This window comes from Vibrio nitrifigilis, from assembly GCF_015686695.1.
GTDB classification, from domain to species: Bacteria; Pseudomonadota; Gammaproteobacteria; order Enterobacterales; family Vibrionaceae; genus Vibrio; species Vibrio nitrifigilis.
In genome coordinates this window covers 1,960,022-1,972,537 of record NZ_JADPMR010000001.1, presented here as the reverse complement: position 1 = coordinate 1,972,537, position 12,516 = coordinate 1,960,022, and the positions used below count along the sequence as shown (strand labels likewise).

Annotated in this window: 9 protein-coding genes; 4 read left to right on the top strand and 5 right to left on the bottom strand. The window is 41.6% G+C overall.

Going from position 1 to position 12,516, the window contains the following annotated elements:
• Positions 1-25 precede the first annotated feature (25 nt).
• The 5 genes from I1A42_RS08795 to asnS all read right to left on the bottom strand — a co-directional run bounded on the left by I1A42_RS08795 (position 26) and on the right by asnS (position 6,933).
• A complete protein-coding gene (locus I1A42_RS08795; RefSeq protein WP_161158133.1) occupies positions 26-982 on the bottom strand; it encodes an endonuclease/exonuclease/phosphatase family protein in 957 nt (318 codons plus the stop codon).
• 223 nt (positions 983-1,205) lie between these two features.
• Positions 1,206-1,922 (bottom strand): 3'-5' exonuclease, encoded by a 717-nt coding sequence (locus I1A42_RS08790; protein ID WP_161158132.1) that lies wholly within the window; start codon positions 1,920-1,922, stop codon positions 1,206-1,208.
• Between the two features lie 14 nt (positions 1,923-1,936).
• Positions 1,937-3,826 carry a DUF294 nucleotidyltransferase-like domain-containing protein gene (locus I1A42_RS08785; RefSeq protein ID WP_161158131.1) on the bottom strand — a complete coding sequence of 630 codons (1,890 nt, stop codon included), beginning with the start codon at positions 3,824-3,826 and terminating at the stop codon, positions 1,937-1,939.
• 206 nt (positions 3,827-4,032) lie between these two features.
• Positions 4,033-5,223, bottom strand: coding sequence for an amino acid aminotransferase (locus I1A42_RS08780; RefSeq protein ID WP_196123246.1), 1,191 nt, complete (start codon positions 5,221-5,223; stop codon positions 4,033-4,035).
• A 309-nt stretch (positions 5,224-5,532) separates the two neighbouring features.
• Complete coding sequence (asnS, locus tag I1A42_RS08775) at positions 5,533-6,933, bottom strand: asparagine--tRNA ligase (protein ID WP_161158129.1); 1,401 nt, start codon at positions 6,931-6,933, stop codon at positions 5,533-5,535.
• Between the two features lie 610 nt (positions 6,934-7,543).
• Here asnS and I1A42_RS08770 point away from each other — a divergent pair.
• The 4 genes from I1A42_RS08770 (at position 7,544) to I1A42_RS08755 (ending at position 12,440) form a co-directional block, all read left to right on the top strand.
• Entirely contained in the window at positions 7,544-8,494 is a 951-nt protein-coding gene (locus I1A42_RS08770) for a substrate-binding domain-containing protein (protein ID WP_196123245.1), read from the top strand.
• A 41-nt stretch (positions 8,495-8,535) separates the two neighbouring features.
• On the top strand, positions 8,536-10,521 hold the full coding sequence (locus I1A42_RS08765) for a methyl-accepting chemotaxis protein (RefSeq protein WP_196123244.1): 1,986 nt from the start codon (positions 8,536-8,538) through the stop codon (positions 10,519-10,521).
• Between the two features lie 452 nt (positions 10,522-10,973).
• Positions 10,974-11,594, top strand: a complete 621-nt coding sequence (locus tag I1A42_RS08760; RefSeq protein ID WP_196123243.1) for a hypothetical protein — start codon at positions 10,974-10,976, stop codon at positions 11,592-11,594.
• 243 nt (positions 11,595-11,837) lie between these two features.
• Positions 11,838-12,440: a hypothetical protein gene (locus I1A42_RS08755; protein WP_196123242.1), complete on the top strand. Its 603-nt coding sequence runs from the start codon at positions 11,838-11,840 to the stop codon at positions 12,438-12,440.
• The last annotated feature ends 76 nt before the right edge of the window (positions 12,441-12,516 follow it).

Below are 12,516 nucleotides of genomic sequence, written 5' to 3'. Positions count from 1 at the left end.
CCATGCCTTGGCATGGTGTTTTTGTTTATTTAAACGTTGCTTTAATAATGCCGTGGTCCGTACTGTAATCAAGCCCATCATCAATATGGTCGTTCCATACTCGTGCTTCTTTTAATCCCCATATCGAATCTTTTGCATAATTAAAAAACTCTTTAGAAACTAAAATATGATCGAGCACATCGCGATGGTGCTGGTGGTCATAGGTGTAATACACGTTACGAAATGATTGTAATTGTTGAAGATAAAGTGCGCTATATAGACCTGAATCTACCCCACGCGATGCCGCCGTCATGGTGGGCTGATCGGTAACAATACTGAGCGTATTGCTTTGAGGATCATCGTTAAAATCGCCAATCACGACGGTGGGTTGGTCATTATGGCGCATATGATCAATTAACATCATTCTCAGAGCGGCCGCTTCTGCAGTGCGACGTACCGTTGACATCGCACTGCCAATCGCTGTTTGATACTGGCTGGCAAATCCCTGGGTTTGGCTAGGTAATTTAGATTTTAGGTGGCAGGCGAACACGGTAATATTGGGTGTGGTAGTGGAATGTTTATTCTCCAGTTCTACTTTTAAAATCGAACGAGAAAACTGTTTGATTTGCAGAGAGAATTCATCATCTTCACCATCGTTATCATCCACTTTCACGAGTTGTTCAAAGGGAAACGCTTTGATTACCTCAGATTTTTTCACCACCCAAGGCTCACGAACAGCGAGCGCAACCGCGATGTTGTACCACTCATCTCCGATAAATACGGGCGTATAATCAGGATGATTTTTTAAAACGTCATACAAACACTGCTTATTCCACAGTTCTTGAAATGCAATGATATCTGCATCGATCTGAGCAAACATACTCTCAGTCCACGCCAGTTTTTTATCATAAAAAGGCTGTGATACTGGCTTTTGATAAACGTTTTGTTTTGGGGCCTGAAAGTTCTGTAAATTAAATGAAGCGAAACTGATTTGCGAAGCCATTCTAATCTCCTAACTCGATTTATCATATGACCCAGCACTAATGGCTTTTATGCCGTTATAAGCCGCAGATACAGTGAGGGACCGATTAAAACAATAATGCACTTGGTTGTATATTATCTGAGTGTGAGCGCGGAATGTGTCATTAGTGAGTCATGAGTATGAAATAGGGATGAGCTAAACCCAATAAGCCATCGTGAGATGGCTTAACAGAGAAAATAACGGGTTATAACCAATAGTTTTGCAGCGGGTCTTTATCTGAAAAATGATGAGCGATTTGAGCTTGTAACAGCTCAGCGGTCGCGATGGCATCCGTTAATGCATGGTGCGGAGTATAAGCTGGTAGACTATAGCGTACTCGTGATTGCCCTAAGCGCACTGAACCGGGCTTTTTACCTTTTAAGCGATTCCACAATCCACCAGATATATAACGTTGAATCTGGCTCTCTAATTCCATGGTATCGACCACAGGAAAAATAATCCCTTCTTTTATTCGCCGCTTTAGTGCTTTATCTAGCATCTCACGCTCGATCTTACGATAGTGTACCACCATGATTTTACCAGCCATAGCTTGCAACACATCTTCAATTACTTCAGATAAATCAGGTGCATTATTAATATCGCTGTGGGTAATACCATGGATAACCACTGAGTCATCATTGAGCTTTTGTCTTGGCCGAATAGTCCAGTGCTTTGCTCGGTTAAGATAGATGCGATTGAGCGTAAAAGGAACCATACCAATGGTGATTATCTCATCTTTATTGGTATCAAGACCGGTTGTTTCAAAATCCATGGCGAGAAATTCGACTTCGCCAATCGGTGTATTTTTTGCCGGCAACTCTGCTGAGTAAAAATCACGTAGCATCGGATGCTTGGTGACTTTCAATTTCGCTTTGAATTTATATGGCCAATCCACGCTTGGTGTTTTAAACATCTGTTTCACTGTCACCCCATCTATTATTTGAAGCTATTACCCGCTTGGTAACGGTATTTCAGAAAGTTCTGTGCGTTACTCAAGATTTGGAAAGCATCTTTGAGGTTACGACGTTCGAAGTCCGATAGGTTTTCAGGCTCGATGTTATTATCTGGCTCTTGGTCTTGCTCAATATCAATCGCTTGGTGGCGAATACGAACCATAGAGATAAACTCCAATGCATCGCGCAGGTCATGGCCGCGTCCTTTCGGTAGAATCCCGGCATCAATGATATCGTCTAAACGTTCAAATGAATTCTTCGAACGAGAACCCACAGCAAGTGCATGAACACGAATCAAATCCGCCAATGGCGCTGTGCCACGACGTTTCAGGTTGATAGAGTTGTTATGACGACCATCTTTTTCCATCACGAAGTTTTTAAAGAAGCCCAGTGGTGGCGTACGATTTAAAGCATTACGAGCCAAACACGCTAAGAAGCGATTATTACGGCGAGCGCGACGAACAATAAAGCCGTTAAGTTGTTCCGCCCATTTTAAGCGACCATACACACCATCAAGATCGAAGAAAATTGAAGCATTAAGTAAGGCTTTTGGATTCGGATTATCAATCCAATCAGCGAAGCATTCTTCCCATTCACGGCGAGTCATACGCCAAGTTGGGTTTGTTGCCATAATATCGCCGGTACAATAGGTATAACCACATTGGTCGAGCGCATCACAAACAAACTTGGCTAGTTTTTCAAAGTACTCACCGTGGCGCGTTTCATCATAGCTGTCATCTAAAATGATAGCGTTATCTTGGTCGGTAACAACGAGCTGTTCGTCGCGTCCCATTGAACCCAGAGCAAGGAAGCAAAATGGAATTGGGGCAGGGCCAAACTCTTCTTCTGCCAGCTCAAGAATTCTTTGTTTGAAACTGCGGCCAATGGTCGACATTGCGGTGCCGATCATATGTGAGTTGGCGTCTTCGTTAACCATGCGTAAAAAGCTATCTTTAAGCTGTGATGCTACTTGCGCGAGATCATCGACTGATTGTTGTTGGAAAATACTGCTCACAAGTAGTAGTGAGTTTTGCGATTCGTAACGAACAATGTCGGAAATCTCGATAATACCTAAAGGATTTTTCTCTTTAATTACCGGTAGATGGTGCACGTTATAGCGCAACATGGTCAGCATGGCTTCCCATACATAGGCATTTGAATCAAGCGAGATGACATCTGTTGTCATCACTTCAGTGACACAAGAATCGTGGTCCATTCCTGTGACAAGTACGCGGCGACACAGATCGCGATCGGTGATTATGCCCAAAATAGGGGAGTCGTCATCTTCATTATCAGCCATTATTTCTGGATCTATAATCAGCAAGGCCGAGATGTTTTCTTCCGCCATTTTGATCGCTGTTTCTTGGATAGTGGCATTTTTGTATACAAATGCCGCCTCATGCGTCAATAAGCTGGTTACTTTAACGGTCGTAAGATCGTTTTCTTCCGCTTTGCTTGATACTGCATTACGTAAACGGGCGTTATCTGCTACTTCGACAAAGTCGGCGAATACATCGTATTCGTCGTACAATTTTTGAAATAGCTCGCCTGGAATGCAATACACCAGCGTATCTTCAACCGCTGTCACAGGAAAGCGAACTTTATTGTTGGTCAGTAGGCCCATTTGGCCAAATAAATCACCCGCAGACAGGCGGTTATACAATTCACCTTTTCGGCGATAGAGCTCAACCGTGCCACTGCGAATCATGTATAAATCTTCGATGTAATCACCGAAATGGATAATCGGAGTCTCCTCCCGGTAGTAGCCAATCTCAATTTGGCTCGCGATTTCATCCAGAGATTCCTCTGGCATCTCGTTAAAAGGGGGATATTGGCTGAGAAAGTTTTTTATTTCTAGCAGCTCAGCTTCCATTGAAGGCTCCTTAAGTTACGTCTTTTATGCTGTGTATTGACAGAGCATGGCGTTTGGGGAACGCGCATTTTACACTATTTTGTTGGTTTACGCAGATTCGAGCATAGGTGGAAATCGCTTATCGTGCCAACGATCAAAAAAGAAAAACCGAACGCAACGGTTCGGTTTTCAATTATTTATCGCATGGTATGTGCTAGAACTCGCTATTAAAGAACAGCCGCGACACCTTTACATAGCGGTAGCATGTTAGATTTCGTCATACCTGCCACACTAATGCGGCCAGAACCAACAATGTAAATGCCCATTTCTTCTTTCAAACGTTGTACTTGCTCTTTGTTCAAACCAGAGAATGAGAACATGCCATTTTGACGTTCGATAAAGCTGAAGTCTTCAGTCACACCTTGTTCTTTTAAGGTTTGCACGAACAGGCTACGCATTTCATGAATACGTTCGCGCATTTCGGTTACTTCTTGTTCCCATTCAGCGCGCAGTGCGGCATCGTTTAGGATATGAGTAACAACCGCAGCACCGTGACATGGTGGGTTAGAGTAGATAGCACGAATGATTTTCTTCGCTTGAGAGAAAGCTTGTGTTGCCGTATCTTCATTCTTCGCTACCAAAGTAAACGCACCGACACGTTCATTGTATAAGCCGAAGTTTTTCGAGAACGAACTTGCTACCAAAATCTCAGAGTTGTATTGAGTGAACAAACGCAGACCCGCAGCATCTTCTTCTACACCGTTGGCAAAACCTTGGTATGCAAAGTCAAATAGAGGCAGTAAGCCTTTTGCTGCAACCAATTTTGCCAATGTTTCCCACTCATCCTTAGTTGGATCAATCCCTGTTGGGTTATGACAGCACCCATGGAGTAATACCACATCACCGGCTTGCGCTTCTTCAAGATCGGCAAGCATCGCTGGAAAATCTTTATCGTGAGTTTCTGCGTTGTAGTACGTGTATTGAGCTGTTTCTAGACCTGAGCTATTGAATACCGCATGGTGGTTTGCCCAAGTTGGGTTACTGATCCACACTTTGACATCACCGAGATGACGTTTGATAAATTCGCCTGCAATACGCAGTGCGCCGGTACCGCCAGGAGCCTGAGCCGTTTTAGCGCGATGTGAAGCGACGATATCCGCATCAGCACCAAAAAGCAGCTTTTGTACCGCTAGACCGTAATCAGCAGTCCCTTCAATACTTAAATAAGATTTAGTTTTTTCCGAATCAAGTAGGGCTGCTTCAGCTTTCTTGACTGTCGCAAGTACAGGGGTTTCACCTGCTTCGTTTTTGTAGATACCCACACCAAGGTTGATCTTATCGGTACGAGTATCTTTTTTGAACTCTTCCGTTAAGCCAAGGATAGGGTCTGCAGGTGCTGCGACAATTTTTTCAAACATAGTGGTCGTCCATGTGTAATTGGGTGGAAAGTGATTAATTACTATTTATACCTGTCTGGCTAACGAGAGACAACAGGGCATAACATAAAAATTCAAATTTCTTTTGTTTACCTGTTACAGCTGTTGAATACCTAGTTGTTAATATGCAAAAAAACTGCATTTACAGTAATCCAATAGAGGATTTAACCATAAGGAATTCACGCTAAATCACATCCAAAAATAGCATGAGCTGTACGTTAAAATCTGTTGCCAGAACACAAAAAGAGCCATCCGAAGATGACTCTTTTAATATTGAACCTAGTACGAAACTTAGTAGTTTGCGTTACGTGGTGTACGTGGGAATGGAATCACGTCACGAACGTTACCCATACCTGTTACGTACGACACTAGGCGTTCGAAACCAAGACCAAAACCGGCGTGAGGAACAGTACCGTAACGGCGTAGGTCGCGGTACCAGCTCATGCTTTCTGGTTCGATGTTCATTTCTTTCATACGTGCATCAAGAACGTCTAAACGTTCTTCACGTTGTGAACCACCAATGATTTCACCAATGCCAGGAGCAAGAACGTCCATCGCAGCAACAGTTTTGCCGTCTTCGTTAAGACGCATGTAGAACGCTTTGATGTCTTTTGGATAGTTCTTAACAATCACTGGTGCTTTGAAGTGTTCTTCAGCGAGGAAACGCTCGTGCTCAGAAGCTAAATCAATGCCCCATTCAACTGGGAATTCGAATTCTTTACCTGATTTGATCAGGATGTCGATCGCATCTGTGTAATCAACTTGTGCAAAATCAGAATCCACGAATTTCTCTAGACGAGTAATGGCTTCTTTGTCGATACGTTGTGCGAAAAATTCAAGATCATCACGGCGTTCTTCAAGCACAGCTTTAAACACATATTTCAGCATCTCTTCAGACAGTTTCGCAACATCGTCTAGTTCGGCAAATGCGACTTCAGGTTCAACCATCCAGAATTCTGCAAGGTGGCGACTTGTGTTTGAGTTTTCAGCACGGAACGTTGGGCCAAATGTGTACACTTTAGAAATCGCACATGCGTATGCTTCTGCGTTTAGCTGACCAGATACCGTTAGGAAGGTTTCTTTACCGAAGAAATCTTCGTTGTAGTCCACTTTGCCTTCATCAGTTAGCGGAAGGTTTTCTAGGTCCAGTGTCGATACACGGAACATTTCACCAGCGCCTTCTGCGTCTGCAGCAGTAATTAGCGGTGCTGAAACCCAGTTAAAGCCTTGCTCGTGATAAAAGCGGTGAATGGCTTGTGACAGGCAGTTACGAACGCGCGCTACAGCACCAATTACGTTAGTGCGTGGGCGTAGGTGAGCGACTTCACGTAGGTATTCGATTGAGTGACGAGTTTTCGCCATTGGGTAAGTATCAGCATCTTCAACCCAACCAACTACTTTTACGTTGGTTGCAGCGAGTTCAAAATCTTGACCTTTTGCAGGAGACGCAACAACAGTACCTGTAACTTCTACAGAGCAACCTGTAGTCAGCTTAAGAACTTCTTCGTTGTAATTATTTAGATTATTAGGAACCACGGCCTGGATCGGGTTGAAACAAGAGCCGTCATAAATGGCAAGGAAAGAGATTCCAGCTTTGGAATCACGACGTGTGCGAACCCAGCCGCGAACAGTGACTTCACTGTCTACTGCGAGCTTTCCGCTTAATACGTCTGTTACAGGCGCGTAAGTCATGTTTTGTTTTGTCTCCATAGAAGTAAAAATTCAACCCAATGCCCGATTTGTTCAACATTGAACAAAAAACAGTCGAAACATTCAGTTGTAGAGAATTTTACAGTTTCAAGTCCACATATTACCTGTCAATTTGCGAGCATCAACCCTTAATGTGCCGAAAGTGAACAATATTTATCCGAATGCTCTCTAGATGAGTAAAAAATCATAAAAAGGAGGGTTTTTCGAATAGAAAAAAAGCAGCAAATTTAGCGGAGGTGAAGGAATAAATGCCAACGCTGTTCTATCGAAGTAGAGGAATACACATCAAAACAGAGAAAATGGATGTGCAGTGAGATGATTACTCGAAAGTGGCAGAGGATAAATTATTCAAAATAAATCACTTAACTGAGTGAATAATCAATTTTAATAATTGCAATCTGGATCTTGTTTTTATTCTTTCGACATAAACTGAATTATTCATAAAAAGATTGTTAAGGCATTGTTATTGTTGATTTTGTTTCTGTAAAAGTTAGGTTTTTTTGTAACACGTGCCAAATTGGCTATTTGAAGAAGCCGTCTATACTTATTTCAAGTTTTTAGCCGTGAGTTAGGAAACATGGAGTTGAACTTTATGAATCGTTCTAAACTGCGTTTTAAGCATGGAATTCATATTGCTGCCGCGTTATTGCTCGGTGGTATGTTGCTCCATGTGCCAATGGCCAATGCCAAATTCCTCGCAGTCACCGTAAGTTCCGAAGATAACTTTCGTAACTTATTGTCCTCTAGTATTGAAAAAGCGGTCGATGATAGACGTGATGACGTTTACATAGACTCGGCAGAAAATAATTTTGCCGTCCAAGTGCAACAGATAGAGAGTTACATTAAAGCAGGGGCGGATGCCATCATCATATTCCCTTGTGGTACCCCGGAACAAAACGAATCCCTGTTTAAATATGCTGAGAAAGTGCCACTGGTTTTTATTAACACCGAACCAACTGACGATCTCGAAGGTATGCCGCGTAACACGATTTACGTCGGGTCTAACGAACTTGAATCCGGCACGATGCAAATGGAAGAGTTGGCGCGATTAGCGGGTTACAAAGGCAAAATCGCATTAATGATGGGGGATATGAATCATAAAGCGGCGCGTACTCGTACCCAAGATGTAGACGACGTGGTAGCAAAATATCCAAACCTGACGGTCATTAAACGTGAATCTGGATTCTGGCAGCGTAATAAAGGCTATAAAATAGTCTCTGATTGGATCAAACAAGGAGTCGACTTTGACATTTTATTGGGCAACAACGATGAAATGATCATTGGCGGAATTATGGCTTTACGTGATGCCGGTAAAGACCCGAAAAAATATTTAACCGGTGGCGTTGATGCGACCAAAGATGCGCTAATCGATATGTCGAAAGGTGATCTAGACGTGACCGTATTACAAGATGCTGTCGGACAGGGGCGAGCTGCAGTTGAAATGGCCTATAAAATGATAAACGGTGAGCGCGTTAAATCGCCGCACTGGGTACCATTTAAATTGGTGACCAAAGATAACTACCAACAGTTCGTTAAAGATTAACCAAGCTTAAGCCAGTAATAACGGTTTTGGAGTAACATATTATGTCTTTAGTTTCTCGGATTATAGGCGGCTTCGCAGTCTTGGTGGTCTTCCTGTTAATTCTTGTTGCCGTAAACTACTTCTCGGTCGATAAAATCAATACGGATATATCAGAAGTAACACGTGTAACTTTACCGCTCTCTAAAGCAGTAGGCACGTTGAAAACGGATGTTTTGCAGCAAAACAATTACGTGGTCAGCGTGTTTGCGGTCGATGATGCGGCTCAAATTAGCCAATTAGAGCAGGATTTTTCCGGCATGAACGGAAAAATTGAGTCCACCATCAATGACATCAGTAATTCAAGCCTGAATAAAGGTGGTGCATTTGCTGCTGATATTGATCAAATCACCAACTTGCGTAAAAGCTACACAAACGCGGGTAAAAATTTGATGGATATCCGTCGTAAGACACTGATTAATGAAGCCAAAATCGATGAGCATCTTAAAACCATCAGTAACGTAGAAAGACGCTTAACCTATTACTTGCAGAAGTATTCGACTGGACGTTTTACCGACGACCCACAGTTTAACTTAACCATTGTTGGTTTACAGCGTGAAACCAAGCAAGTACTGAATGCATTTAACCATTATTTGGTGAGTAAAAATTTAAAAATGTTGGAGAGCAGTTTGGAAGGGATGAGTGTTGTCCTCAAAAACCGCTTTAATGAAATCCAGCGTTATGACACAGATAAAGGCAAGCTATTTAGCTTAATGATCAACCCATTAGTCGATGAAATACAAAATCCTGATGGCCTGTTTGCCTATTACAAAGTGCGCCACGATCTCAAAGAGCAAACTGATACAAATATGGCAACGATTAAAGCGAATACCTCCGCACTACAAGATTCGTTAGACAAGTTTATTGTTGAGTCGGATAAGATTGTTGCTCAAGCACGTCAAAGCAGTGAAGAAAGCATCAACTTAATTAAAGAAACCATGTTTATCGTCAGTGCGATCGCATTGGCCATCGCGATTTTTGTGCCGGCTTGGATTGCTTCTTCAGTTCGTAAAGCATTGAAGAACTTTAAACAAGCGTTGATTCAAATGACGAAAGGTGACTTAACGGTCGAATTTGAGCAAAAAACAAAAGATGAGTTTGGTGAACTTGGTAGCTATTTAAATGGGTTAGCAGGTAACTTGCGCGAGACTTTCTCTGGGTTAAGTCGCTCTGCCCAAGAGTTGACCCAAGTGGCGGACAGTAATGCGACCATTAGCAATCAAACAACAGCTGCGGTATCGAGCCAACGTACCTTGCTTGAAACCACTGCTTCAGCCATGACCGAAATGGAAAGCTCGGTTGCCGAAGTCGCGCAACGTGCCCAAGATACCATGATGGCAGCAGAACAAGCACATGAGCAAACTACGGATGTTGGTCAAAGTATTAAACAAGCAATTGATAACATTAAAGAGCAGGCCGAACAGATTGAGAAAACATCACGCACAGCAATTGAATTGAATGAGTATGGTGAAAAAATCGATAGTATCATCGAAACCATTCAAGACATTGCAGAGCAAACCAACCTATTGGCACTGAACGCGGCCATCGAAGCGGCCCGTGCTGGCGAACAAGGGCGCGGCTTCGCAGTGGTGGCCGATGAAGTCCGTAACCTCGCAAGTCGAACTAAGAAATCCACTGAAGAGATTCAGAGCATGATTGAAATTATGCAAAAATTGATTCGTGCAGTTGTGGATGTCATTAACGTGAACTTGAGTAAAAATGATTCCAACATTGCTGTGGCCGAACAAGCCGACCAAGGCTTGGTGCAAATGAGTTCGTTGATTGGCCAAATCGTAGAAATGAACATGCAGATAGCTACAGCAACAGAAGAGCAAAGTTCTACAGCGAAAGAGATCAGCCAAAGCGTGGTACATATCAGTGATTCAGCAGAAGAAACGGCTCGCGGTGCAGTGAGCAACGCGGAATCAAGTGAAACGCTAAAAGATCAAGCAAGAACTCAGCTTGGGCTTATCGAGAAGTTCCACGTGTAAGCACGTGCATTCTACCTTTATCAACCCCACCAAGGAGCCAATCATGGCTCCTTTTTATTGCCTGCACTTCCCTTCAACCCCCAATTTATGTCCGGTATTGATTAAATGAATGCCATGCGGTTGCTAATACGCAAAAATACTATATGTTTTCTGTCAATAGTATGTAACGATATGCAAGTTAACGGTATGCGCTTATAAGCATTTTCTTAATTGAAACATGAGGTAGCGTGAACGAGCAAATTATATGGTTCTTGTATACAAAACTTAAAACTGGGCTCTGTGGATAGATAAAAAAGAACTATTCGGTATTTTTTACTTACGTGGATAATGAGTTCGATAGCGATTTGAAATAAGGATGCTTAAATTATCTACCGTGTAGGGAAGGAAGATTATACAGAGCCTTTCTGAGAGAGCGGTTCTGTATAAGAACTGTTAAAAAGAGGTAAGGATATATGCGAAAGTATTTAGCGATGGCGGTATTGGTGATTTTGGTTACTTTTGGTACATATCTATATTTCTTCTACTTTTATTCACATCAAAAATTCGTTATTGATTCGCAAAAATGGTCAGACTTTGGTTGCTTTATTGGAGGCGTTTTGGGGCCAATTCTATCTGCTCTGGCACTAATCGCTGTTTCTGAAACACTGCAAAATCAGAAAATTGCTAATGAGTACTCTCAAAAGCTTGATGAGATAAAAATGAGAACAGAAGACTTGGAAAATATATCCAAGCAATTTGAAAGTATGATCAATAAACCTGCTCGTAAACTTAATGGTAAGAGTATCTATGAGGCAATTAATGACTGTCATTTCGAAAGGTGTTCTAAAAGCGAAGAAATAGAAAACTGTGCAAAAGTTGTTGTTGATACATTAATAAACATTGCCAATGTCATACTTGTGATCGAAGAAAAGAAAAAGTTTTTATTTAAAGATGAATTTTCAGCTTTAGCGTTCAAACAAACTTGGATTTATAAATTTACAGGTTTTGGTAATTGTGCTTTTAAATTGATTGATGCTAATAACATACACGCTAGCCAAAAAGCTGTTCTTAAAAGAGGGTTGGGGATCGAGTAGCCTCTTTTTAACAAAAAATTTAAGCAGATTCGCAACACGTGGTAGTTTTAGTTTGCTGTGAGTTTTGCGTTTATGGCGTAATACGGTAGCTTTTGTAGTGCGTTGCTCACTACTTAATTGGGCGTTAGTTGCTACTTATAAGCATTTTTCGGAACTTGTTGAAAATATAATTTATCATAAACTAAATTATGCTACATATATAAATTTTTGGTAAAAATACAATATAAAAATTTTGAGGGGAAAATGGATATTATTTCACTAGAATCGACAGGGAAATTGATCGCTCTTATTGCCAGTTTATTTGCAACTTTTAAAGCATTTAATGAACTAACCTCGAGAAAAACGGATAAGCTTAGATCTGATTTTGATTTTGCAGAAAAAATCATTGCTGATAATAAATGGAAAAATATGCACGATTTCTTATTAGAACGAGGGTACTGGGCGTTATCTGGGACTCAGCTTAAAGCTACGGAGATTAGGTTTCTACTAACCTCAAAAAACCCTCTATCGAAGTTTCAAGACTATAAAAAAGCTACTAGATACGTCGAGTGCTATGAAGTAGATGAAGAAGGCGTTAAAAAAACGAAAATAAGATTTAAGATATATTTCAATGAAAAAAAGAGGAAAAATGTGAAGTGGGTGAATTTAATTGGTTATGTTTTCTATGCGTCATTGGCGTTTCTTCCAATCATTTTTGTTTCAAATATTACGGATAAATCACTATCTTCGTTACTTGTGGTTTTTATTTGGCTTTCTTCATTTGGGTTCATGGCATTCTTATGTCTTCAAGAATATAGTCATCTAAATGCTGCGAATAGATTAATGGGGGAGGGAGACGACAGCTAGCAACACGCCCTGAGATGGACAACAAGTAAAAATATTGCCTTTTAATGCGTAAGTGAGAAGCTGTGATCCCTTTGCT

Bases quoted from the DNA above. Each gene is read 5' to 3' on its own strand.
- I1A42_RS08755 (WP_196123242.1), top strand. From the start codon at position 11,838: ATGGATATTATTTCACTAGAATCGACAGGGAAATTGATCGCTCTTATT.
- I1A42_RS08795 (WP_161158133.1), bottom strand. From the start codon at position 982: ATGGCTTCGCAAATCAGTTTCGCTTCATTTAATTTACAGAACTTTCAG.
- I1A42_RS08785 (WP_161158131.1), bottom strand. From the start codon at position 3,826: ATGGAAGCTGAGCTGCTAGAAATAAAAAACTTTCTCAGCCAATATCCC.
- I1A42_RS08760 (WP_196123243.1), top strand. From the start codon at position 10,974: ATGCGAAAGTATTTAGCGATGGCGGTATTGGTGATTTTGGTTACTTTT.
- I1A42_RS08765 (WP_196123244.1), top strand. From the start codon at position 8,536: ATGTCTTTAGTTTCTCGGATTATAGGCGGCTTCGCAGTCTTGGTGGTC.
- I1A42_RS08780 (WP_196123246.1), bottom strand. From the start codon at position 5,223: ATGTTTGAAAAAATTGTCGCAGCACCTGCAGACCCTATCCTTGGCTTA.
- asnS (WP_161158129.1), bottom strand. From the start codon at position 6,933: ATGACTTACGCGCCTGTAACAGACGTATTAAGCGGAAAGCTCGCAGTA.
- I1A42_RS08770 (WP_196123245.1), top strand. From the start codon at position 7,544: ATGAATCGTTCTAAACTGCGTTTTAAGCATGGAATTCATATTGCTGCC.